A 25,180-nucleotide genomic window follows, 5' to 3' on the forward strand; every position below is an offset into this window, starting at 1 on the left:
TCAGTCTGCATCATAGCCCAAATTAGGTGCTAACCAGCGCTCAACGTCACTGACGGGCATCCCTTTACGGGCGGCATAATCCTCAACCTGATCCCGCTGAATCTGCGCCACAGCAAAATATTTGCTGTCCGGATGACTGAAATACCAACCCGATACTGATGCCCCCGGCCACATGGCGTAGGATTCAGTCAGTTTCATGCCGGTGTGAGTTTCCACATCCAATAGCTGCCAGATTTGGCCTTTTTCTGTATGTTCTGGGCAAGCTGGATACCCCGGTGCTGGACGAATTCCTTGATAATTTTCCCGCACTAACTCTTCATTACTCAGATTTTCATTGGGTGAAAAGCCCCAATACACTTTACGCACCCGCTCATGCAGATATTCTGCAAAAGCCTCGGCCAGCCGGTCAGACAGCGCCTTGATCATGATTTTGTTGTAATCATCATGCTGAGCATCATAAGCCTCGGCCAGCGCATCCTCTTCCAGCCCACCGGTGACCGCAAAGGCACCGTAATAATCAGCTTTACCACTGGATTTAGGTGCAATGTAATCCGCCAGACAATAGTTCGGGAAGTCAGTTTTCTCAGTTTGTTGGCGTAAATGGTGGCTAACCACCAGCACTTCATCGCGCCGCTCATCACGGTAAATTTCGATATCATCGCCAACACTGTTGGCGGGGAACAGGCCGACGACCCCTTTGGGATGCAGTAAATCTTCGGCTGACAACTTATCCAGCATCTCATTGGCATCGGCGAACAAGCGCTTAGCTTCTTCCCCAACCACTTCATCTTCCAGAATGCGCGGATACTTACCCGCCAGCGCCCAGGTCATAAAGAATGGCGTCCAGTCGATATAATTGCGCAGGGTTTCAATGCTGGCTTCCACCGCCTGAACCCCCAATTTGTGCGCCACTGGCGGAGTATAATTCGCCCAATCAATGACAGTTTGATTCGCGCGTGCGGTCTGCAAGCTGACCGGTGGTGTACGCGGTTTTTTACGCGCATGCTGAATACGCACAGTTTCATATTCTTTGCGGGTTTTTGCTACAAAATCATCGCGTTGCGTATCAGATAACAGCGCTGAAACCACCCCGACGCTGCGTGAGGCGTTAGACACATAGGTGGTGGAGCCGCTGTAATTTTGCTCGATTTTAACTGCGGTATGCGCTTTGGAGGTGGTCGCCCCCCCAATCAGTAACGGTAAATTAAAGCCCTGGCGCTCCATCTCTTTGGCGACGTTCACCATCTCATCCAATGACGGCGTAATCAGACCAGACAAACCAATAATATCGACCTTTTCTTCCCGCGCGGTACGCAGAATCTTTTCGGTCGGCACCATCACGCCTAAGTCAATGATTTCATAGTTATTACATTGCAATACTACGCCAACAATGTTTTTGCCGATGTCATGCACATCGCCTTTGACCGTCGCCAACAGGATCTTACCGTTGGTGGTGCCTTTCTGTTTGCTGGCTTCAATATAAGGTTCGAGATAGGCGACCGCTTGTTTCATCACTCGCGCGGATTTTACCACCTGCGGCAGGAACATTTTCCCCTCGCCGAACAAGTCGCCCACCACATTCATCCCCGCCATCAGCGGCCCTTCAATAACCTCAATTGGCCGCTCGGCCTGCTGGCGGGCTTCTTCCGTATCCAGCTCGATAAATTCGGTAATCCCTTTAACCAGCGAATATTCCAGCCGTTTCCCCACCGCCCAACCGCGCCACTCGGCTTGCTGAATGGCGACTTCACCACTTTTACTGCTGCGGTATTTTTCCGCCAAATCCAACAAACGCTCAGTGCTGTCGCTGCGGCGATTAAGAATGACATCCTCAACCGCATCACGCAGTTCATCCGACAGGTCGTCATAGATAGCCAACTGCCCGGCATTGACGATACCCATATCCATGCCATTACGAATGGCGTAATAAAGGAATACCGCGTGAATAGCTTCACGCACCGGATCATTGCCACGGAAAGAGAATGAAACGTTGGAAACACCACCTGAAATCATAGCGTGCGGCAGTTCGGCTTTGATATCAGCACAAGCTTCAATAAAGTCGACCGCATAGTTGTTATGTTCTTCAATCCCGGTCGCGACAGCAAAAATATTCGGGTCAAAAATAATATCTTCCGGCGGGAAACCAACAGTTTCAGTCAGAATTTTATAAGCTCGACGGCAAATTTCGATTTTACGCGCACGGGTATCGGCCTGCCCGGTTTCATCGAACGCCATCACCACCATCGCCGCGCCATAGCGGCGCACTAATTTGGCGTGATGGATAAAGGCGTCCTCGCCCTCTTTCATCGAAATGGAGTTAACAATCCCTTTGCCCTGAATACATTTCAGGCCTTTTTCGATGACATCCCACTTCGAGGAGTCAATCATAATCGGCACCCGAGCAATATCAGGTTCACCGGCAATCAGATTAAGGAAGCGCACCATAGCGGCTTCGGCATCCAGCATGCCCTCATCCATATTGATGTCGATGATTTGTGCGCCACTTTCAACCTGCTGGCGGGCAACATCCAGTGCTTCGTCATACTTTTCTTCTTTTATCAACCGCTTGAAACGGGCCGAGCCAGTAACGTTAGTCCGCTCGCCGACGTTAACAAACAGCGTATTCGCATCAATCGTCAGCGGTTCCAGCCCCGCTAAACGGCACGCGACCGGGATATCCGGCAACGGCCGCGGTGCCACACCAGCGACAGCTTTGACCATCGCGGCGATGTGTCGAGGTGTCGTCCCGCAGCATCCACCGACAATATTCAAAAATCCTGCCCGCGCCCACTCGCCAATCTGCTCGGCCATCTCTTTGGCTTCCAGATCATATTCACCAAAGGCATTTGGCAAACCAGCATTCGGGTGCGCACTGACATAATATTCAGAGATACGCGATAACTCCGCGACATATTGACGCAACTCATCTGGCCCCAGAGCACAGTTTAGGCCAAAAGAAAGCGGCTTCACGTGGCGCAGAGAATTATAAAAAGCTTCTGTAGTTTGGCCGGATAAAGTCCGGCCAGAAGCATCGGTAATGGTGCCGGAAATCATCACCGGCAACAGCACACCCATAGCTTCAAATTCAGATTCAACCGCAAAAGTAGCCGCTTTCGCATTCAGGGTATCGAAGACCGTTTCAATCATAATCAGGTCAGCACCGCCCTCAATCAGGGCGCGGGTCGACTCGCGATAAGCTTCAACCAACTGATCAAAACTGACATTACGGAATGCAGGGTCATTCACTTTAGGCGAGATAGAGGCGGTGCGGTTGGTCGGCCCCAGCACCCCGGCGACATAGCGGGGTTTTTCGGGCGTGCGGGCAGTCCATTCATCCGCGCAGATTCGGGCCAGACGAGCAGCTTCATAGTTAATTTCAGCTGACAGTGACTCCATCTGATAATCCGCCATGGCGATGGTGGTGGAGTTAAAGGTATTGGTTTCGAGAATATCAGCGCCGGCTTCAAGATAGGCATTGTGAATGGCAATGATGACTTCGGGCTTGGAAAGCACCAATAAGTCATTGTTTCCTTTCAGATCACTGGGCCAATCAGCAAAACGCGCGCCCCGGTAATCCTCCTCTTCCAGCCGATAGCTCTGGATCATAGTCCCCATACCACCATCCAGCACTAAAATCCGCTGTGCTAATTGCTGATGTAATTCCTTAACCTTATTATTCGTAACTGTATCCACCACTGTCGCCTCTTTACCCTGTTGCCTTGCCATTATCTGATGCATCTTTTGTTGTTTATTTGTATCAGATATGCTGAAAAATCCATTTGCTACAAAAATAAGCCATTTAACAGACCGCCAGTCATCCTAGCACAAGTTGTCAATGTAATGAGTCCAGTCACAGTTGAGACTTTTTCAGGTAGAAAGCCATACTCATCGGATGAGCATTTTTGACTGTTTGCATGCATAATTGAAAAACGAAAATGAATTCCATAATAATAGATAAGAGGCTGATTTATGGCGCTACCGATTCCGATCAAACGGGGAAAAAAACCCAAGGCAGCCGCGCAAACTACCCCTGCGGCGACAGGTCAGGTTCAATCATTGACTCGTGGACTTAAATTACTGGAATATATTTCCGAATCGCAAGGAAGTGTCGCGCTAACAGATTTAGCCCAACAGGCAGGTTTACCTAACTCAACCACCCATCGCCTGTTAACTACCATGCAACAGCAAGGTTTTGTCCGTCAAGTGGGTGATTTGGGCCTTTGGACCATGGGCGCACATGCCTTTATTGTTGGCAGCAGCTTTTTGCAAAGCCGCAATTTGCTGGCTATGGTTCACCCGATGCTGCGCCGTTTAATGGATGAATCCGGTGAAACCGTGAATTTGGCGGTACTGGATCACAGTGACTATCAAGCCATTATTATCGACCAAGTGCAATGTACCGCACTGATGCGTATGTCAGCGCCGATTGGCGGTAAGCTGCCCATGCATGCATCTGGGGCGGGAAAAGCTTTTCTCTCCACCCTGTCAGATGAGCAACTGGTGCAGCTTTTACATAAGAAAGGGCTGCATGCCTATACTCAACACACCCGCACCAGTCCAGCCAGTCTGAAAGAAAATTTGGCCCTGATCCGCAAGCAAGGTTATTCATTTGACGACGAAGAACATGCTCTCGGCCTGCGCTGCATCGCCGCCTGCCTGTTCGACGAACACCACGAAGCCTTTGCCGCAATTTCCATCTCCGGCCCAGTATCGCGCATTACCGACGATCGCGTCACAGAACTTGGCGCGCTAGTCATTCATGCCGCAAAAGAAATTACTCAATCTTATGGTGGTGGGAGTCGCGGTTAAGGAAATATTCCCCCCCCGAATCAAGGCGTAGCGAGCTAAGTCAATCTGAGTGCGCCCAGCGCAGAGTGCCCCGGAGTGTACATGCAGCGCCATCTCAGAGTGACAACGCGCAGTCGCCGTTAATTTAAAACCCTTTGGGAGAAGCGCTGCTTCCGCCGATAGGCAAAAACATCCTCCACATGCCCGTCTTTAATACGCTGCTGCAACCCTCGCCAATAGCTGGCGTGGAACAAGTCACTGTGCGTTTCCTCAAAAAAGTGCCGCACTTTCCGGTCACTGCACAAGAAATGACGAAATTCTTCTGGGAATACATCATTGGGTGACACGCTATACCACGGCTCGCTGGCCATCTCATCTTCCGGATAGCGCGGGGGCGGAATATCGCGGAAATTCACCTCCGTCATATAGCAAATTTCATCATAATCGTAGAACACTACGCGCCCATGGCGGGTTACGCCGAAGTTCTTAAACAGCATGTCACCGGGGAAAATATTCGCCGCTGCCAGTTGCTTGATAGCATTGCCGTATTCTTCAATCGCATCCTTCAATTGCTGATCATTTGCCTGCTCCATATAGAGATTCAATGGCGTCATCCGCCGCTCCATATACAGGTGCTTAATAATGATTTGGTCGCCTAAATCTTCCAGTTTCTCCGGCACTTCCTTCTGCAACTCCGCCAGCAGTTCAGCACTGATGCGATGCTTATCAATCACGAAATTCTCATACTCTTGGGTATCGGCCATTCGCCCTACCCGGTCATGCTCTTTAACCAATTGATAGCATTCTAAAACTCGCGCCTGACTGACCTCTTTTTGCGGCGCAAACTCATCTTTAATCACCTTAAACACCCGATCAAATGACGGCAGGGTAAACACCAACATCACCATGCCTTTGACCCCTGGCGCGATAATAAATTGCTCGTTAGATTGATGAACAAAGGTGAGATATTCACGGTAACTTTCGGTTTTACCGTGCTTTTGACAGCCAATCGCCATATACAATTCAGCGGTCGATTTGCCTGGTAATATTTCCCGTAGCCATTCCACCATCGCCGCGGGCAATGGCGCATACACCATAAAATAAGAGCGGGCGAAGCCGAACACGATACTGGCCTCTGCCTTGCTGGTTAGGCAGGTATCGATAAATAGCGCGCCTGATTCATTGTGATGGATAGGCAACAGGAATGGATAGACCCCATCCGCTAGCCGCATTTTCCCCACCAACCAGGCAGCTTTATTGCGATAAAACAGTTCATTAGCAATTTGAAAGCGGGCACCCGCGAGTTGCTCATCAGTAAAATTTTGCCGCAGGGCCGCCACGATATAGCCAATATCGCGCGGCAGATCTTCCCACGGCAAACGCAGCGGTAAATCACTGAGCATCAGCTGCAACATGCCGCTTAAATTGCCCTGAGGAGCAAACTCGCGCGCTAATGGGCGGGGGATTTCCCGAAAGCGCTGCTCGGGTTGTGAGCTGAACACAAACAATTTATCTGGCGTTAAATCTCGGTGTTTGAACAACCGGCAATAGACTGAATTAAAAAAACTTTCGGCGATTTCGAAGCGCGGATAATCCGGCAGCAATTCGGTGTAAATCTCTTTTACTCGAGTCAGAAAATCCACATCAAAACAGCGCTGGTCAGTGATATGTTTCAATTGCTCGACCACCAGACCCACATGGTGGTCATACAGATGAATACGCTTTTTCATCGCCTGTTGTACAGCATGCCACTCTGCTTGTTCAAAGCGATGCTGAGCGCCAGCAGTGACCTCCAGAAATCGGCCATATTGCGCATCGAACCCCTGCAAAATTGTCTGAGCGATTAAGTGTTCCAGTTTTACCGCCATGATAACCCCCCAGCCCTACGGAACAGAGCCTGCATATGCAGGCTCATGATAAAAAACACTTTTATTCAAACAGCGGGTTAAAATTGCTGTTCTTCCGTCGAGCCAGTCAATGCCGTCACGGAGGATTCGCCGCCCTGAATGATATTGGTGACTTTATCAAAGTAGCCGGTGCCCACTTCTTGTTGATGAGATGCAAAAGTATAGCCGCGCTCAACAGCGGCAAATTCTGGCTGCTGAACCTTCTCAACATAATGCTTCATACCCTCGCCCTGTGCATAAGCATGGGCCAGGTCGAACATGTTGAACCACATGCTGTGGATGCCCGCGAGGGTAATAAACTGGTATTTGTAACCCATGGCAGACAGGTCATCTTGGAAGCTGGCAATCTGCTGGTCAGTCAGGTTCTTTTTCCAGTTAAATGACGGCGAACAGTTGTAAGCTAATAACTTACCAGGGAATTGTGCATGAATCGCATCGGCAAAACGTTTAGCCAGCGCTAGGTCGGGTGTTGAAGTTTCACACCACACCAAATCGGCATAAGGGGCATAGGCCAGACCGCGGCTGATGGCTTGTTCAATACCGGCATGGGTGCGGAAGAAGCCTTCGGCGGTGCGATCGCCACTAATAAATTCGCTATCATGCGGGTCACAATCAGAGGTCAGCAGGTCAGCAGCATCGGCATCAGTACGGGCGATCAGCAGAGTTGGCACCCCCAGCACGTCCGCAGCCAGCCGGGCGGCGACCAACTTTTGAATTGCTTCTTGCGTCGGCACCAAAACTTTACCGCCCATATGGCCGCATTTCTTCACCGCCGCCAGTTGATCTTCGAAATGCACACCGGCGGCCCCTGCCTCAATCATGGCTTTCATCAGTTCAAACGCGTTCAACACACCGCCAAAACCGGCCTCGGCATCAGCCACAATCGGCAGGAAATAGTCGGTATAACCTTTGCTACCCGGCTCAATATTATTCGACCACTGAATCTGATCTGCGCGGCGGAAGCTGTTATTGATACGTTTAACCACCGCCGGCACCGAGTCCACCGGGTACAGTGATTGGTCCGGATACATGCTTGATGCAGTGTTAGCATCAGCCGCGACTTGCCAGCCCGACAGATAAATCGCCTCGACCCCCGCTTTCGCTTGCTGCAAGGCCTGACCACCGGTCAACGCGCCCAAACAGTTGATATAATCTTTACGCGATTTGCCGTGCAACAATTCCCATAATCTTTTCGCACCGTGCTGCGCCAGCGTACATTCTGGGTTAACGGAACCGCGTAATTTAATCACCTCTTCGGCACTATATGGGCGAATAATGCCCTGCCAGCGCGGTGATTTCCATTCCTGTTCCAATTGCTGAATTTGTTGAGTACGAGAGGTAGTCATAGCGATATTCCTTATTATTCAATTTTGTAGGGTTATGCCAACAGCGCGTAGCCAGGCAGGGTCAGGAAGTCGATAAGCTCGTCTTGTGTTGTAATTCGCGCCATCAGACGCGCAGCTTCTTCAAACCGCCCGCCATCGAAGCGCTCTGCGCCAAGTTCAAGCTTCACTACCTGCATTTCTTCACTCAACATGTTACGGAACAGCTCTTTCGTCACCGTCTGACCATTACTCAGGCTTTTCTGGTGATGTATCCATTGCCAGATAGAAGTGCGGGAAATCTCAGCCGTTGCGGCATCTTCCATCAGGCCATAAATCGGCACGCAACCATTACCCGATATCCATGCTTCAATGTATTGCACCGCCACCCGGATATTGGCGCGCATCCCTTCTTCCGTGCGTTCACCACTACATGGCTCCAGCAACTCAGCGGCGGTGATCGGTTTATCCTGCTCGCGGCTAACCTCTAATTGATTTGGTCGTGCCCCTAATACTTTGTTGAAAACTTCCATCACGGTATCAGCCAAACCTGGGTGCGCGACCCAAGTACCGTCATGACCATTGCTGGCTTCTAACTCTTTGTCAGCACGGACTTTATTCAACACTAACGCATTCTTTACTGGGTCTTTATCCGGAATAAATGCCGCCATGCCGCCCATTGCTAAAGCTCCGCGCTTATGACAGGTTTTGATCAGTAAACGGGAATACGCGCTGAGGAAAGGCTTAGTCATGGTGACTGATTGGCGGTCTGGCAACACACGGTCGCCGTGGTTTTTCAGTGTTTTGATATAGCTGAAGATATAGTCCCAGCGGCCACAATTGAGGCCCACAATATGGTGGCGCAGGTGGTAGAGAATCTCATCCATCTGAAACACAGCAGGTAATGTCTCAATTAATACCGTGGCTTTAATGGTGCCTTGCGGTAAGTCGAAACGCTGCTCGGTAAAGGTGAAAACATCACTCCACCACGCAGCCTCTTGATAAGATTGCATTTTCGGCAAATAAAAATAAGGCCCGCTGCCATTGGCCAGGAGTTGCTTATAGTTATGGTAGAAATACAACGCAAAGTCGAACAGGCTGCCAGGAATAGCTTCACCCTGATATTTCACATGTTTTTCTGGCAAATGCAGGCCGCGAACTCGCGCAATCAGTACCGCTGGGTTGGGTTTGAGCTGATAAATTTTACCGGATTCATTTGTATAGGAAATTGTCCCTTTAACCGCATCGTGCAGGTTAATCTGGCCATCAATCACTTTGTCCCAGCTTGGTGCCAATGAATCTTCAAAATCGGCCATAAAGACTTTCACATTGGCATTGAGGGCATTAATCACCATTTTCCGCTCAACTGGCCCGGTAATCTCAACGCGGCGATCACGTAAATCAGTAGGAATCCCTTGGATTTTCCAGTCATCATCACGAATGGAATTAGTTTCCGAAATAAAATCCGGCAACGCTCCCTGATCGATATCTTTCTGCCAGGATGCCCGTACCGCAAGGAGTTCGTTACGTGGCTGAGCGAATTTCACCACCAATTCTGTTAAGAATTCGATAGCTTCATCCGGCAAAACCTGACGTTCCGCCGCATTAAAATGCTGTGTGAAAACTAACTCCGTGCCGACTAACTGTTGTGTCATTTCCCTTCCCCTTCCCAATCTCACAACTTTCACACTAACGCTAATACAGCGTCACTCTTGGATTTGTATCGGATGATGCATTCCAACCGGAAATTGAAGGCTAGATTTTATGGTTACTTTTCATCCCGACAGGACTAAGAATAATCAATTAATTTAGAAAATCAAAAACGATTTCCATTTTTATTTAAAATAATTTTTTAATCTTTTATTATCATACTGTTAACAAGATGATTAATATTAAACAGATAGGAACCAGATTCCATTAACGGATTTTTCACGCGATAACTTATTGTTTTATAAAGAGATCAGACCAGTTTGGGTGGGATTAATGGTGCTTATTAGAACAATAAATACAAAGGCGGCCTCGATTCAGCCGCCTTTATTGACATTTAGAGAAGGGAAAAATTAGTCGAGGGTAGGATTCATATGACGTAAATCAAATGGTGTGATTTGGTAAACGTAGTAGTTCAGCCAGTTAGCAAACAACAGGTGCCCGTGGCTACGCCAAGATGCTTTTGGGGATAATGAAGCATCGTCATTAGGGAAATAATTGAGGGGAATTTGTGGGTTAAGGCCCGCGGCCAGATCACGTTGATATTCACCTGCCAAGGTACCGACATCATACTCAGGATGACCTGTTACGAAAGCAACCCGCTTATCTTTACTGGCAAATAGATAGGCACCAGCTTCTTCCGATGAGACCAGAATATCTAAATCAGTGTATTGCTGTAGCACCTCAACGGGGAAATCTGCATAACGGGAATGAGGGGCCAGGAATGTCTCATCAAAGCCGCGCGTAAGTAGCGCCTGGGGTTTATCTGTTTGATGTGGGTAAATGCCTGAGAGCTTGGTCTCACGCGTCATTTTAGGGATACCATATAAGATATTTAATGCCGCCTGTACCGCCCAACACACAAATAAGGTCGAGGTCACATGATCTTTTGCCCATGCAATAATGCGCTCAATTTGCGGCCAATAAGCCACATCACAAAAATCAACTAAACCTAGCGGAGCGCCGGTCACAATCAACCCATCAAAATTTTGCTCTTGAATGTCTTCAAAGTCGCAATAGAAGTTGTTTAGATGCTCGGCTGGCGTGTTTTTTGACTCACGGCTATCAATACGCAGCAATTGGATATCGACCTGTAAGGGCGAGTTAGAGAGTAAACGCAGGAATTGATTTTCCGTCTCAATTTTTTTAGGCATTAGATTCAAAACCAACACCTTCAGGGGACGAATTTCCTGAGTTTTTGCGCGCGATGAGGTCATGACAAAGACATTCTCATTACGCAAGAAACTCACCGCAGGTAATTCATCAGGAACCCGAATTGGCATGCCATATCCTCAATATATCCATTTATACGTTTAGACTTCTAGATGCCTGAAGATAGCCGCTTTTTGATAAAAAGTCGAGTAATCTGCGACAACCTGAAAATGTTTCATTGCTGAAATTTCAGCATATGCAGTATAGCAAACGACAGGTATTCATTTTATATATGGCAGAAACGCAAAAATCCTCTGTAACAACAGAAGGATCGGTCATAACTATCAATATGATTTTTAATGAATTATAGGAAAGTAACTGATATTAAGATGATAAAACACTACAAGTATGGGCTACTGACTCTCTATCAAAAGATAGAAGTATAGATATTAACGGGATAGCAGAAACGCAAAAACCCCACGCTTTTGGCATGGGGTCTTTACTTTATTTGATACCTGGCAGTGTCCTACTCTCGCATGGGGAGACCCCACACTACCATCGGCGCTACGGCGTTTCACTTCTGAGTTCGGCATGGGGTCAGGTGGGACCACCGCGCTATTGCCGCCAGGTAAATTCTTTTCTACAACTACCGAACTTTAACCCATGTAACTGGTGCTGATACCCAGAGTCGAACTGGGGACCTCACCCTTACCAAGGGTGCGCTCTACCAACTGAGCCATATCAGCACGCTAAATTTGATGCCTGGCAGTGTCCTACTCTCGCATGGGGAGACCCCACACTACCATCGGCGCTACGGCGTTTCACTTCTGAGTTCGGCATGGAATCAGGTGGGTCCACCGCGCTATGGCCGCCAGGCAAATTCTGTTTCAATTAACCCGCTATGTAATATCACACAGCCAGCCAATCCAATCTCGGAACTTCGCTGAAAATCTTAATTTCTCTCAAATCACCAAAACACCTTTGGTGTTGTAAGGTTAAGCCTCACGGATCATTAGTACTGGTTAGCTCAATGCATCGCTGCACTTACACACCCAGCCTATCAACGTCATAGTCTTTAACGTTCCTTCAGGGGGCTTAAAGCCCCAGGGAAGACTCATCTCGAGGCAAGTTTCCCGCTTAGATGCTTTCAGCGGTTATCTCTTCCGAATTTAGCTACCGGGCAATGCCATTGGCATGACAACCCGAACACCAGTGATTCGTCCACTCCGGTCCTCTCGTACTAGGAGCAGCCCCTCTCAATCTTCCAACGCCCACGGCAGATAGGGACCGAACTGTCTCACGACGTTCTAAACCCAGCTCGCGTACCACTTTAAATGGCGAACAGCCATACCCTTGGGACCTACTTCAGCCCCAGGATGTGATGAGCCGACATCGAGGTGCCAAACACCGCCGTCGATATGAACTCTTGGGCGGTATCAGCCTGTTATCCCCGGAGTACCTTTTATCCGTTGAGCGATGGCCCTTCCATTCAGAACCACCGGATCACTAAGACCTACTTTCGTACCTGCTCGAGCCGTCACTCTCGCAGTCAAGCTAGCTTATGCCTTTGCACTAACCTCACGATGTCCGACCGTGATTAGCTAACCTTCGTGCTCCTCCGTTACTCTTTGGGAGGAGACCGCCCCAGTCAAACTACCCACCAGACACTGTCCTCACCCCGGATTACGGGGCCGAGTTAGAACATCAAACATTAAAGGGTGGTATTTCAAGGTTGGCTCCATGCAGACTGGCGTCCACACTTCAATGCCTCCCACCTATCCTACACATCAAGGCTCAATGTTCAGTGTCAAGCTATAGTAAAGGTTCACGGGGTCTTTCCGTCTTGCCGCGGGTACACTGCATCTTCACAGCGAGTTCAATTTCACTGAGTCTCGGGTGGAGACAGCCTGGCCATCATTACGCCATTCGTGCAGGTCGGAACTTACCCGACAAGGAATTTCGCTACCTTAGGACCGTTATAGTTACGGCCGCCGTTTACTGGGGCTTCGATCAAGAGCTTCGCCTTGCGGCTGACCCCATCAATTAACCTTCCAGCACCGGGCAGGCGTCACACCGTATACGTCCACTTTCGTGTTTGCACAGTGCTGTGTTTTTATTAAACAGTTGCAGCCAGCTGGTATCTGCGACTGGCTTCGGCGCCGGGAGCAAGTCCCTTTACCTAATGCCAGCGTGCCTTCTCCCGAAGTTACGGCACCATTTTGCCTAGTTCCTTCACCCGAGTTCTCTCAAGCGCCTGAGTATTCTCTACCTGACCACCTGTGTCGGTTTGGGGTACGATTTAATGTTACCTGATGCTTAGAGGCTTTTCCTGGAAGCTTGGCATCAACTACTTCATCACCGTAGTGACTCGTCATCACACCTCAGCGTTGATAAGCAACCGGATTTACCAAGTCGCTCCGCCTACATGCTTAAACCGGGACAACCGTCGCCCGGCTAGCCTAGCCTTCTCCGTCCCCCCTTCGCAGTAACACCAAGTACAGGAATATTAACCTGTTTCCCATCGACTACGCTTTTCAGCCTCGCCTTAGGGGTCGACTCACCCTGCCCCGATTAACGTTGGACAGGAACCCTTGGTCTTCCGGCGTGCGGGTTTTTCACCCGCATTATCGTTACTTATGTCAGCATTCGCACTTCTGATACCTCCAGCAACCCTCACAGGTCACCTTCAACGGCTTACAGAACGCTCCCCTACCCAACAACACCTAAGTGTCGCTGCCGCAGCTTCGGTGCATGGTTTAGCCCCGTTACATCTTCCGCGCAGGCCGACTCGACCAGTGAGCTATTACGCTTTCTTTAAATGATGGCTGCTTCTAAGCCAACATCCTGGCTGTCTATGCCTTCCCACATCGTTTCCCACTTAACCATGACTTTGGGACCTTAGCTGGCGGTCTGGGTTGTTTCCCTCTTCACGACGGACGTTAGCACCCGCCGTGTGTCTCCCGTGATAACATTCTTCGGTATTCGGAGTTTGCATCGGTTTGGTAAGCCGGGATGGCCCCCTAGCCGAAACAGTGCTCTACCCCCGAAGATGAGTTCACGAGGCGCTACCTAAATAGCTTTCGGGGAGAACCAGCTATCTCCCGGTTTGATTGGCCTTTCACCCCCAGCCACAAGTCATCCGCTAATTTTTCAACATTAGTCGGTTCGGTCCTCCAGTTAGTGTTACCCAACCTTCAACCTGCCCATGGCTAGATCACCGGGTTTCGGGTCTATACCTTGCAACTAGACGCCCAGTTAAGACTCGGTTTCCCTACGGCTCCCCTATTCGGTTAACCTTGCTACAAAATATAAGTCGCTGACCCATTATACAAAAGGTACGCAGTCACACCACGAAGGTGCTCCCACTGCTTGTACGTACACGGTTTCAGGTTCTATTTCACTCCCCTCGCCGGGGTTCTTTTCGCCTTTCCCTCACGGTACTGGTTCACTATCGGTCAGTCAGGAGTATTTAGCCTTGGAGGATGGTCCCCCCATATTCAGACAGGATGTCACGTGTCCCGCCCTACTCATCGAGTTCACAGCAAGTGTGTTTTTGTGTACGGGAGTATCACCCTGTACCCTGCGACTTTCCAGACGCTTCCACTAACACACAAACTGATTCAGACTCTGGGCTCCTCCCCGTTCGCTCGCCGCTACTAGGGGAATCTCGGTTGATTTCTTTTCCTCGGGGTACTTAGATGTTTCAGTTCCCCCGGTTCGCCTTGCATGGCTATGTATTCACCATGCAATAGTGCAACGAATTGCACTGGGTTTCCCCATTCGGGTATCGTCGGTTATAACGGTTCATATCACCTTACCGACGCTTTTCGCAGATTAGCACGCCCTTCATCGCCTCTGACTGCCTAGGCATCCACCGTGTACGCTTAGTCGCTTAACCTCACAACCCGAAGGTGTCTTTGCAGACAACTTGTGTTGCGATTATTTGAGAGACTCTAATACAGGTTAATCCTTATCTCAGTACATCTACGGAGAGATAAGTTTCAGCTGTATTGTTTCAATTTTCAGCTTGTTCCAGATTGTTAAAGAGCAATATTTCACAACACACTGAGTCTTGCGACCGCAGTACGTTTTGAAATAGTTTTATATGGTGGAGCTAAGCGGGATCGAACCGCTGACCTCCTGCGTGCAAGGCAGGCGCTCTCCCAGCTGAGCTATAGCCCCATATAAAAAGCAAATCACCTTATTGCTGCAACTCAACAGGGAATGGTGAGTTGGTGGGTCTGAGTGGACTTGAACCACCGACCTCACCCTTATCAGGGGTGCGCTCTAACCACCTGAGCTACAGACCCAACAAGGTACTAAAGCCCGACTAATTTCTCAGCCCGGCCTTATTTGCTCGTTACTTTCTATCAGACAATCTGTGTGGACACTGCGCAATGCGTATCGTTAGGTAAGGAGGTGATCCAACCGCAGGTTCCCCTACGGTTACCTTGTTACGACTTCACCCCAGTCATGAATCACAAAGTGGTAAGCGCCCTCCCGAAGGTTAAGCTACCTACTTCTTTTGCAACCCACTCCCATGGTGTGACGGGCGGTGTGTACAAGGCCCGGGAACGTATTCACCGTAGCATTCTGATCTACGATTACTAGCGATTCCGACTTCATGGAGTCGAGTTGCAGACTCCAATCCGGACTACGACAGACTTTATGTGGTCCGCTTGCTCTCGCGAGTTCGCTTCACTTTGTATCTGCCATTGTAGCACGTGTGTAGCCCTACTCGTAAGGGCCATGATGACTTGACGTCATCCCCACCTTCCTCCGGTTTGTCACCGGCAGTCTCCCTTGAGTTCCCACCATTACGTGCTGGCAACAAAGGATAAGGGTTGCGCTCGTTGCGGGACTTAACCCAACATTTCACAACACGAGCTGACGACAGCCATGCAGCACCTGTCTCACAGTTCCCGAAGGCACCAAAGCATCTCTGCTAAGTTCTGTGGATGTCAAGAGTAGGTAAGGTTCTTCGCGTTGCATCGAATTAAACCACATGCTCCACCGCTTGTGCGGGCCCCCGTCAATTCATTTGAGTTTTAACCTTGCGGCCGTACTCCCCAGGCGGTCGACTTAACGCGTTAGCTCCGGAAGCCACGCCTCAAGGGCACAACCTCCAAGTCGACATCGTTTACAGCGTGGACTACCAGGGTATCTAATCCTGTTTGCTCCCCACGCTTTCGCACCTGAGCGTCAGTCTTTGTCCAGGGGGCCGCCTTCGCCACCGGTATTCCTCCAGATCTCTACGCATTTCACCGCTACACCTGGAATTCTACCCCCCTCTACAAGACTCTAGCTTGCCAGTTTCAAATGCAGTTCCCACGTTAAGCGCGGGGATTTCACATCTGACTTAACAAACCGCCTGCGTGCGCTTTACGCCCAGTAATTCCGATTAACGCTTGCACCCTCCGTATTACCGCGGCTGCTGGCACGGAGTTAGCCGGTGCTTCTTCTGCGAGTAACGTCAATCAATCGTGCTATTAACACGACTGCCTTCCTCCTCGCTGAAAGTGCTTTACAACCCGAAGGCCTTCTTCACACACGCGGCATGGCTGCATCAGGCTTGCGCCCATTGTGCAATATTCCCCACTGCTGCCTCCCGTAGGAGTCTGGACCGTGTCTCAGTTCCAGTGTGGCTGGTCATCCTCTCAGACCAGCTAGGGATCGTCGCCTAGGTGAGCCATTACCCCACCTACTAGCTAATCCCATCTGGGCACATCCGATGGCGTGAGGCCCGAAGGTCCCCCACTTTGCTCTTGCGAGGTCATGCGGTATTAGCTACCGTTTCCAGTAGTTATCCCCCTCCATCAGGCAGTTTCCCAGACATTACTCACCCGTCCGCCGCTCGCCGGCAAAGTAGTAAACTACTTCCCGCTGCCGCTCGACTTGCATGTGTTAGGCCTGCCGCCAGCGTTCAATCTGAGCCATGATCAAACTCTTCAATTTAAGATTTGTTTGATTTGCTATGAGTTAACATAGCGATGCTCAAAGATTACTTTCTGCAAATATGCATTCGAACCGAAGTTCAAATGTGTACTGCTTTGGTCACTCTTCAAGACTTTGATATTTCTTCTGCCTGCCGAAACAGGCTTCGATATCGTCTTGCGAGTGCCCACACAGATTGTCTGATAAATTGTTAAAGAGCAGTGCGTTAGCAACCCGTGGTTGGTAACGCGAGGTGCGCATATTACGCTTTCCTCATTCAGAGTCAACTACTAATTTCGTTGATTTTCTCTGTTCTCTTCGCCGGCCACTCAACTACTTGATTCGTTGTGTGCCGTCTCGATGGATGCGCATTATAGGGAGTTCTCAGCTGCCCGCAACCGCTAATTTCAATAAAAATGACTGTTTGCTGCATTCCACAGCAAAACCCCGCTTTATACGCAGTTGTGCACAAACTTATCCACAGATTGAATCTGCACTCAAAATTGACGAGCATCACGCAATCGTTTTCGCTACAATTCCCCGCGTCGAAAAAGAGTGACCTCGTCGGCAAAATATCAATGGCACGAGGTGATTTTTTAGAAAATGGGGTAACGAGGTACGTGATAAAGCGTATTTTAATGTTGTAGAGGGCTAGTCTTGCCCTGAAAGTCGCCGACGACGAGCCTTATCCCCCTGTTTGGGACGTTATCTGAATCTGTTCCTTTCTATATATAGCTATCTATATAGAAGAAGGGATTCAGATAACGCTCTATTGAATGATTGTGAAGAATAACTGCGACTCCAAAGCCAAGGGATAAAACCATGCAACAACGCCGCCCAATCCGCCGTGCTCTGCTCAGTGTGTCTGACAAAGCCGGTATCATTGAATTCGCCCAAGCACTTTCTCAGCGTGGTATCGAGTTACTTTCCACTGGTGGAACTGCCCGACTGCTGGCTGATGCCGGTTTGCCTGTCACCGAAGTATCTAACTACACCGGTTTCCCGGAAATGATGGACGGACGCGTTAAGACTTTGCATCCAAAAGTACATGGCGGGATTTTAGGCCGTCGTGGCCAGGATGACGGCATCATGGCTCAGCACGACATTCAGCCAATTGATATCGTAGTCGTAAACTTGTATCCGTTCGCTCAGACGGTTGCCCGCCCGGATTGCTCACTGGAAGATGCGGTTGAGAATATTGATATCGGTGGCCCAACCATGGTGCGCTCTGCGGCCAAGAATCATAAAGATGTTGCGATTGTGGTTAAGAGCAGCGACTACCCTGCGATTATTGCCGAGCTGGATGAGAATGACGGCTCACTGACTTATCCAACCCGTTTCGACCTGGCCATCAAAGCTTTTGAGCACACTGCCGCTTACGACAGTATGATTGCCAATTACTTCGGCGCGCTGGTGCCACCTTATCATGGCGATACCGAGCAGCCATCAGGCCGTTTCCCTCGCACCCTGAATCTTAACTATATAAAGAAACAGGATATGCGTTACGGTGAAAACAGCCACCAGCAAGCCGCCTTCTATATAGAAGAAGATGTTAAAGAAGCATCAGTGGCAACCGCCCAGCAATTGCAAGGCAAAGCGCTCTCCTATAACAACATCGCCGACACCGATGCCGCACTGGAGTGTGTGAAAGAATTCAGTGAACCGGCCTGTGTTATCGTCAAGCACGCCAACCCGTGCGGCGTGGCTATTGCCGACTCACTGCTAGCGGCTTACGACAACGCCTATAAAACTGACCCGACGTCTGCTTTCGGCGGCATTATCGCCTTTAACCGCGAGCTGGATGCCGAAACCGCCAGCGCCATTATCAGCCGTCAATTCGTTGAAGTGATTATCGCCCCCTCCGTCAGTGCTGAAGCATTGGCGCTGTTAGCCGCCAAACAGAATGTCCGTGTTCTGACTTGTGGCCAGTGGCAAGAGCGTTCTGCCGGTCTGGATTTCAAACGTGTCAATGGTGGCTTGTTGGTGCAAGACCGCGATTTGGGCATGGTGACTGCGGCGGATCTGCGGGTAGTATCCAAACGCCAGCCGACCGAGCAAGAGCTGCGTGATGCGCTGTTCTGCTGGAAAGTCGCTAAATTCGTTAAATCAAATGCGATTGTCTATGCGCGCGACAATATGACTATCGGGATAGGCGCAGGCCAGATGAGCCGTGTGTACTCCGCCAAAATAGCCGGTATCAAAGCGGCCGATGAGGGATTGGAAGTCGCTGGCTCTGCTATGGCCTCTGATGCATTCTTCCCATTCCGCGATGGTATTGATGCTGCCGCAGCCGTTGGAATCACCTGTGTTATCCAACCGGGCGGTTCTATTCGTGACGATGAAGTGATTGCCGCCGCTGATGAACACGATATCGCGATGATCTTTACCGACATGCGCCATTTCCGTCATTAATTAAACCGCTTAACGGAGTCATCCAGATGAATATTTTGATTATTGGCAATGGCGGGCGCGAGCATGCGCTAGGCTGGAAAGCCGCACAGTCACCTTTAGCGGACAAAATTTATGTCGCGCCGGGCAATGCCGGTACTGCGCTGGAACCAGGTTTAGAAAATGTCGATATCGCCGCCACAGATGTTGCCGGTTTACTGGCGTTTGCTCAAAGCCACGATATTGGTCTAACCATCGTTGGCCCGGAAGCGCCATTAGTGATTGGTGTGGTTGATGCTTTCCGCGCCGCAGGTCTGACTATCTTTGGCCCAACCCAAGCCGCCGCTCAGCTTGAAGGCTCTAAAGCTTTTACCAAAGATTTTCTGGCCCGCCACCATATTCCAACGGCGTTTTACCAGAACTTTACCGAGGTAGAACCGGCGCTAGCCTATGTTCGCAAAATTGGTGCGCCAATCGTGATTAAGGCTGATGGACTGGCTGCCGGTAAAGGCGTGATTGTTGCGATGACGTTGGAAGAGGCAGAAACCGCCGTTCATGACATGCTGGCTGGCAATGCATTTGGTGATGCCGGTCACCGCATCGTGGTGGAAGAGTTCCTCGATGGCGAAGAAGCTAGCTTTATTGTGATGGTTGATGGCGAAAACGTGTTACCGATGGCCACCAGCCAAGACCATAAACGCGTTGGTGATGGTGATACCGGCCCGAATACCGGCGGCATGGGCGCTTATTCTCCAGCTCCCGTTGTTACTGATGAAGTTCATCAGCGGGTAATGGATCAAGTTATCTGGCCAACCGTGCGCGGTATGGCGGCGGAAGGTAATGTTTATACCGGCTTCCTTTATGCGGGCTTGATGATTTCAGCTGACGGGCAACCGAAAGTTATCGAATTCAACTGCCGCTTCGGCGACCCAGAAACTCAGCCCATCATGCTACGCATGCGCTCAGATTTGGTTGAGCTGTGCTTAGCCGGTGCGCAAGGTAAATTGAATGAGAAAACCTCTGATTGGGATGAACGCCCGTCACTGGGTGTCGTCTTGGCGGCAGGCGGTTACCCGGCTGATTACCGTCAAGGTGATATTATTCATGGGCTACCCCAGCAAGAAGTGGCGGAGGGGAAAGTGTTCCACGCCGGTACCAAACTGAATAGCAATAAGGACGTCGTGACCAGCGGTGGCCGCGTACTCTGTGTCACGGCACTCGGTGCAACCGTCGCCCAAGCACAACAAAATGCGTATAAGTTAGCGGAAAACATTCAGTGGGAAGGCGCTTTCTGTCGTAAAGACATTGGCTATCGGGCGATTGCCCGTGAAAAAGAATAGTCCGTGGGAAATGATTGTTGGCGGTAAATAAATCTTCAAGTCTTTCCAAGGGGTACTGTTCGCCGTGCCCCTTTTCTTACAAACTGCCTGGTTGAGGTTCCCAACTGCAGAAATCTTGATTGGCAACCAACAGCAGTTGCTGGCCTTCCGGTGAATCCAACCATGCGATACCCAAAGTTTCCGCACTGTTCGCGCCGCGTTTGCTCAACCATGATTGCGAATTATCATCAAGGTTCGGGCGTACCGTCTTCCCGGCACAAGTTGTCACGATGCCATCCTGCCAACGCCCCTGAATTAACCGAACATTGCCCGCGCGCAATGCCGTGCTTAGCTCCAGAACTCGCTTAGCCTCTAACTGATAAACTGCAATATTATCCGCAGAGAGCTGTTCACGCCGAGCTGCCAGTTGGCGTTGCATAAAACTAACCTGCCCTTGCTCATCAAAACGTAGCTCGACACTTTGTGGGTTATGGCCCAAATCATTGCGCCGAATTTCCCGTAATAGGCCATTTTGATATTCGTAGAAGGTCACGCGGGTATTGTCCCCCGAATAGGGACTGTAGACGCTCATCAGCACTTGTGGCTGCTGCTGCGTATTATCCTGACGCCATATGCGAACGACACCGCTGTCGGCGATATAACCGCTGGCACTGAATTGGGGAGGGCCGGATTGACTGCTACAGGCGCTGAGACCAAAGGCTAAACCGAGGGCCATCAGCACCCGCTGCATAAACAAAAGGGGCTTTGCCACCCCCTTGTTTATTATTTTCACTGACACACTATTAAGATTTAACAGCGTCTTTCAATGCCTTACCAGAAACAAACGCTGGCACATTAGCTGCAGCAATTTTGATTTCTTTACCGGTTTGTGGGTTGCGGCCAGTGCGCTCATTACGATGGTTTACTTTGAAAGTACCGAAACCAACCAATTGTACTGCATCACCCTCTTTCAGAGATTCGGTAATTGCAGCCAATGTAGACTCTAAAGCAGCTTTTGCTTGTACTTTAGAAAGGTCCGCTTTGTCCGCGATTACGTCAATCAGTTGAGTCTTATTCATAAGTTATCCTTACAGTGTGTTTATCGTTTGCAAAGCATCAAGTGCGACGGATATGCCGATGGATAGCACTCTCCTGCATACACGCACCGATAGCCACTTTTTTTCGCCCCCCAAATGTAGAACAGACAGGGGGCAGATGTGAAGCCTTAAGACGTGACAAATCAGGCGTTAAATCACGTTTTCTTGCCTTATTGCGTTAAATTTATGCCAATGTTGCTAACAGCCGCTTCCCGTAGGTCAGATCGTAACCCTTTGATCAGATCCAAGTCGCGCTCTTCACAGTCAGCTAACAGGCGGAAAATCTCCCATTGAATGTCCCATTCTTCTTCAATCGCAGGTAAGATTTTCAGTTCTTCGTCGGTCATTTCTTTGCCAGCCAACGTCATTTCCAGCATCGCAACAGTGCGGATGGATGCTTCGCTGATAGCAATCGCATGTTCCAGTGTTTCGCCACTCAAACGCGAGTGAATAGCTTCACTTAATGCAATACATGCATCAATGGCCGGATAGACGCCGTAAATAGCATAGTCATCAGCGGAAGGAATTGCCTCTTCCAGCTTCTCTAACTGGCTATCAAAATTGACCTTGGCATCTTTTACGACCAATGTTTCCCAGATAAGATCCAGGATACGTCGATAAACGGCCGGATCACCAAACTCGGTTTCCAGACAAAATTGCTGATAGTTGGGATACATCCGCTCACACAAACAAGCCATGAAGGTCAGGTGTTGCCAACTTTCCAGCTTCTCGAGACGTAGATGAATCGGATTGCGTATCATTATGAGTTCTCATTATTCATTATCTGCGCGGCAGTGTACCCGAAATTAAATCATATCCCTATGCTTGCCAAGCAAATCAGGATTTTTCCGCACCCACCGTTGAAATTGCGGGCGGTTTGAGGCGATAGCATCAGCCCAGCGGGTCGGTTCGGGTAAACGGTAACCCGCCATGCAAAGTTGCACCCATTCCAACGCACGGCCCACACTCACCCGATGACCGGGCGAAATAAACAAAGGATTACAACGCGCTTTGCTGCGCCATACCCAACCAAGCTGTTCATCGGCATCCACCAATGGCTGTAATGCGCCATTATCGTAACCCAATGGCTCAAAGTGCCCGCACAGGCGGCTTTTGGCAACACCAATGGTCGGGACATCCACAAGCAGGCCAAAATGACTGGCAACCCCTAAACGGCGGGGATGCGCGATACCCTGCCCATCAACAAAAACCAACTGAGGCCGTTGCTGTAACTGTTCCCAAGCAGCTAATAATGCAGGATATTCACGAAAGGAAAGTAAACCGGGGATATACGGCAGTGAAGTTGCTACGCGGGCAACCTGATATTCCACCAGCTCCAACGAGGGATAACGTAAAATCGCGATAGCAGCGCGGGTTATCTCCCCTTGCTGCTCAAAACCCACGTCTGCCCCGGCAATAAAGCGCACGGAATCACTAGCAATATCATCTTGAAGACTAATTTCAGATGCCCGCTGTTGCTGTTCTGCCCGCAGCGCTTTGGTGTCTATCATCCGCCAACTTATCCTATAAACCGATTATTTTGGGTGATATTGCCGAGATAAAGAATGCACCGCTTCAACAAAAGCGCCCGCATGTTCTGGCGGGACATCCTGATGGATACCGTGGCCTAGGTTAAAGACATGCCCATCACCCTGCCCAAAACTGGCCAGAATCGTGCTGACTTCTTCCTCAATACGCGCCGGGGGGGCATAAAGAACGGAAGGGTCCATATTACCTTGCAGAGCAACTTTATCACCCACTCGGCGGCGCGCGTCGGCGATATCTGTGGTCCAATCCAGCCCCAATGCATCACAGCCGGTCGCGGCCATCGCTTCTAACCATTGCCCACCGCCTTTGGTGAACAAAGTGACCGGAACCCGCCGTCCGTCGTTTTCGCGGATCAGGCCATCAACAATTTTATGCATATAATTCAAGGAGAATTCAGCATAATCGCGCCCGGTTAGCACCCCGCCCCAGGTATCAAAGATCATCACGGATTGCGCGCCAGCTTTGATTTGAGCATTGAGATACAAAATGACACTGTCAGCCAGTTTATCCAGCAACAGATGCAGAGTCTGCGGCTCGGCATACATCATTTTCTTCAGTTTAGTGAAAGCCTTACTGCTGCCGCCCTCGACCATATAGGTCGCCAGAGTCCATGGGCTACCGGAGAAACCAATTAATGGCACCGCACCGGCCAACTCACGGCGAATGGTTCTCACCGCGTTCATAACGTAACCCAATTCCTGCTCAGGGTCAGGAATGGGCAGTTTTTCAACATCAGCTCGGCAGGTAATAGGAGATTGAAAACGCGGGCCTTCGCCGGTTTCAAAATAAAGCCCTAGCCCCATGGCATCAGGAATGGTCAGAATGTCTGAAAACAAAATCGCCGCATCCAGCGGATAACGACGCAAGGGTTGCATCGTCACTTCACAGGCCAACTCAGCATTTTTGCACAGCGACATAAAATCCCCGGCAATAGCACGGGTGGCTTTATACTCTGGCAAATAGCGGCCTGCCTGGCGCATCATCCACACCGGAGTCACATCTACCGGCTGGCGTAGCAAAGCACGCAGATAACGATCATTTTTCAATTCACTCATGATAAAGCTCCCTTGATTATCTGCGCGCATTGTAGCATGTCAGATAATACTTTCCTGTTGCGGCTAAAGGCGGTTTTTTAGCTACTCGCCCGCATCGAATTGCTCTTCGCGACATAATACGACGGTATCTTCAATCAGCCGGCGCGCCACGGTGCCTGGTGGCGGCAGTAATGGCAATTGGTCATAGCGATACCAACCGGCATTCAGCAGCTCTTTAGGATCGTGTTGCAGCTCACCGCTGTCATACTCCGCCATAAAGGCCATCATCAGTGAATGCGGGAATGGCCACGGCTGTGACGTCACATAGCGCAGGTTTTTAATGTGGATATTACTTTCTTCCAGCACTTCGCGGGAAACCGCCTGTTCCAGTGTCTCCCCCACTTCGACAAACCCGGCCAACACCGTGTTAATACCGCCACGATGGCGAACATGCTGCGCCAATAAAATTTCATCACCACGGCGAATGGCAACAATCACGCAAGGGGCGATTTGTGGATAATAACGTTCACGACAATGATTGCACAGGCAAGCCCACTCGGTGCGGCTGGCATGCATTTGATGCCCACAATAGCCACAATAGCGGTGAGATCGATAAAACTCGGCCAATTGTACGCCGCGCCCCGCCAGTTGAAACAAACCGCGATCGACATCCAGTAATTGCCGCACTGACCCCATCTCGGTGGACATCTGTTGGCGGATCAGCCAAACCGCCTGCCCTTGCCATTCACCAATCTGCCGTGCGGTCGCGCCCTGTAATGACCAATTGGCCGCATTACCCTGTGGTAACTCCCCGTTTGGTAACCATAATTTGTTTTCATGGCTGACAATCCACCAGCCACTTTCTTTACCTGTAAGTTGTAGTTCCATATCGTTGTTGCACAACCTCGACTTCACTGGCAATCTAGAATCCGGCTTGTTACTTTTTTGTAACCCACTTTTACTTTTTCTTACTCACGGGGTCGA

Annotated in this window: 15 protein-coding genes, 3 tRNA genes and 4 rRNA genes; 3 read left to right on the plus strand and 19 right to left on the minus strand. The window is 50.0% G+C overall.

Annotated features, from left to right (window positions below; genetic code table 11):
• The gene (metH, locus tag OP863_RS18115) at window positions 1–3,696 is read right to left on the minus strand and encodes a methionine synthase (RefSeq protein WP_145591110.1); all 3,696 of its coding nucleotides are present in this window, start codon (window positions 3,694–3,696) and stop codon (window positions 1–3) included.
• A 273-nt stretch (window positions 3,697–3,969) separates the two neighbouring features.
• Between metH and iclR the strand changes: the two genes are divergently transcribed.
• On the plus strand, window positions 3,970–4,809 hold the full coding sequence (iclR, locus tag OP863_RS18120; RefSeq protein WP_145591108.1) for a glyoxylate bypass operon transcriptional repressor IclR: 840 nt from the start codon (window positions 3,970–3,972) through the stop codon (window positions 4,807–4,809).
• A gap of 119 nt (window positions 4,810–4,928) precedes the next feature.
• On the opposite strand, the gene aceK is transcribed toward iclR, so the two are convergent.
• The 12 genes from aceK to OP863_RS18180 all read right to left on the minus strand — a co-directional run bounded on the left by aceK (window position 4,929) and on the right by OP863_RS18180 (window position 17,071).
• The gene (gene aceK / locus OP863_RS18125; protein WP_038638483.1) at window positions 4,929–6,656 is read right to left on the minus strand and encodes a bifunctional isocitrate dehydrogenase kinase/phosphatase; all 1,728 of its coding nucleotides are present in this window, start codon (window positions 6,654–6,656) and stop codon (window positions 4,929–4,931) included.
• Between the two features lie 77 nt (window positions 6,657–6,733).
• On the minus strand, window positions 6,734–8,041 hold the full coding sequence (gene aceA, locus OP863_RS18130) for an isocitrate lyase (protein WP_038638480.1): 1,308 nt from the start codon (window positions 8,039–8,041) through the stop codon (window positions 6,734–6,736).
• Between the two features lie 32 nt (window positions 8,042–8,073).
• Window positions 8,074–9,672, minus strand: a complete 1,599-nt coding sequence (gene aceB, locus OP863_RS18135; RefSeq protein ID WP_265525685.1) for a malate synthase A — start codon at window positions 9,670–9,672, stop codon at window positions 8,074–8,076.
• 405 nt (window positions 9,673–10,077) lie between these two features.
• The gene (gene metA, locus OP863_RS18140; protein WP_265525686.1) at window positions 10,078–11,007 is read right to left on the minus strand and encodes a homoserine O-acetyltransferase MetA; all 930 of its coding nucleotides are present in this window, start codon (window positions 11,005–11,007) and stop codon (window positions 10,078–10,080) included.
• 382 nt (window positions 11,008–11,389) lie between these two features.
• Window positions 11,390–11,505: ribosomal RNA gene (rrf, locus tag OP863_RS18145) — 5S ribosomal RNA — on the minus strand.
• 41 nt (window positions 11,506–11,546) lie between these two features.
• Window positions 11,547–11,622 (minus strand) — tRNA-Thr (locus OP863_RS18150).
• A 14-nt stretch (window positions 11,623–11,636) separates the two neighbouring features.
• Window positions 11,637–11,752 (minus strand): 5S ribosomal RNA (gene rrf, locus OP863_RS18155).
• A gap of 115 nt (window positions 11,753–11,867) precedes the next feature.
• Window positions 11,868–14,774, minus strand: a 23S ribosomal RNA gene (locus tag OP863_RS18160).
• Window positions 14,775–14,982: 208 nt separating this feature from the next.
• Window positions 14,983–15,058: transfer RNA gene (locus OP863_RS18165), tRNA-Ala, on the minus strand.
• A 51-nt stretch (window positions 15,059–15,109) separates the two neighbouring features.
• Window positions 15,110–15,186: transfer RNA gene (locus OP863_RS18170), tRNA-Ile, on the minus strand.
• 102 nt (window positions 15,187–15,288) lie between these two features.
• Window positions 15,289–16,831, minus strand: a 16S ribosomal RNA gene (locus tag OP863_RS18175).
• The 16S, 23S and 5S rRNA genes sit together here with 3 tRNA genes alongside, the layout of an rRNA operon.
• 99 nt (window positions 16,832–16,930) lie before the next feature.
• Complete coding sequence (locus OP863_RS18180; RefSeq protein WP_162928760.1) at window positions 16,931–17,071, minus strand: hypothetical protein; 141 nt, start codon at window positions 17,069–17,071, stop codon at window positions 16,931–16,933.
• A gap of 561 nt (window positions 17,072–17,632) precedes the next feature.
• On the opposite strand from OP863_RS18180, the gene purH reads away from it, so the two are divergent.
• A complete protein-coding gene (gene purH, locus OP863_RS18185; protein WP_038638470.1) occupies window positions 17,633–19,222 on the plus strand; it encodes a bifunctional phosphoribosylaminoimidazolecarboxamide formyltransferase/IMP cyclohydrolase in 1,590 nt (529 codons plus the stop codon).
• A gap of 26 nt (window positions 19,223–19,248) precedes the next feature.
• Window positions 19,249–20,538: a phosphoribosylamine--glycine ligase gene (purD, locus tag OP863_RS18190; RefSeq protein ID WP_145588419.1), complete on the plus strand. Its 1,290-nt coding sequence runs from the start codon at window positions 19,249–19,251 to the stop codon at window positions 20,536–20,538.
• Between the two features lie 76 nt (window positions 20,539–20,614).
• On the opposite strand, the gene OP863_RS18195 is transcribed toward purD, so the two are convergent.
• The 6 genes from OP863_RS18195 to nudC form a co-directional block, all read right to left on the minus strand.
• Window positions 20,615–21,268, minus strand: coding sequence for a DUF1481 domain-containing protein (locus tag OP863_RS18195; RefSeq protein WP_038638463.1), 654 nt, complete (start codon window positions 21,266–21,268; stop codon window positions 20,615–20,617).
• Between the two features lie 52 nt (window positions 21,269–21,320).
• Window positions 21,321–21,596 carry a nucleoid-associated protein HU-alpha gene (gene hupA / locus OP863_RS18200; protein ID WP_004393601.1) on the minus strand — a complete coding sequence of 92 codons (276 nt, stop codon included), beginning with the start codon at window positions 21,594–21,596 and terminating at the stop codon, window positions 21,321–21,323.
• A 188-nt stretch (window positions 21,597–21,784) separates the two neighbouring features.
• A complete protein-coding gene (locus OP863_RS18205) occupies window positions 21,785–22,375 on the minus strand; it encodes a YjaG family protein (RefSeq protein ID WP_038638459.1) in 591 nt (196 codons plus the stop codon).
• 45 nt (window positions 22,376–22,420) lie between these two features.
• On the minus strand, window positions 22,421–23,125 hold the full coding sequence (nfi, locus tag OP863_RS18210; protein ID WP_038638456.1) for a deoxyribonuclease V: 705 nt from the start codon (window positions 23,123–23,125) through the stop codon (window positions 22,421–22,423).
• 24 nt (window positions 23,126–23,149) lie between these two features.
• The gene (gene hemE, locus OP863_RS18215) at window positions 23,150–24,217 is read right to left on the minus strand and encodes a uroporphyrinogen decarboxylase (protein WP_265525687.1); all 1,068 of its coding nucleotides are present in this window, start codon (window positions 24,215–24,217) and stop codon (window positions 23,150–23,152) included.
• Between the two features lie 81 nt (window positions 24,218–24,298).
• Window positions 24,299–25,084, minus strand: a complete 786-nt coding sequence (gene nudC / locus OP863_RS18220; RefSeq protein ID WP_038638453.1) for an NAD(+) diphosphatase — start codon at window positions 25,082–25,084, stop codon at window positions 24,299–24,301.
• Window positions 25,085–25,180 lie beyond the last annotated feature (96 nt).

Origin of the sequence: Yersinia sp. SCPM-O-B-9106 (C-191) (assembly GCF_026183365.1) — a bacterium.
Taxonomy (GTDB): Bacteria; Pseudomonadota; Gammaproteobacteria; order Enterobacterales; family Enterobacteriaceae; genus Yersinia; species Yersinia rochesterensis.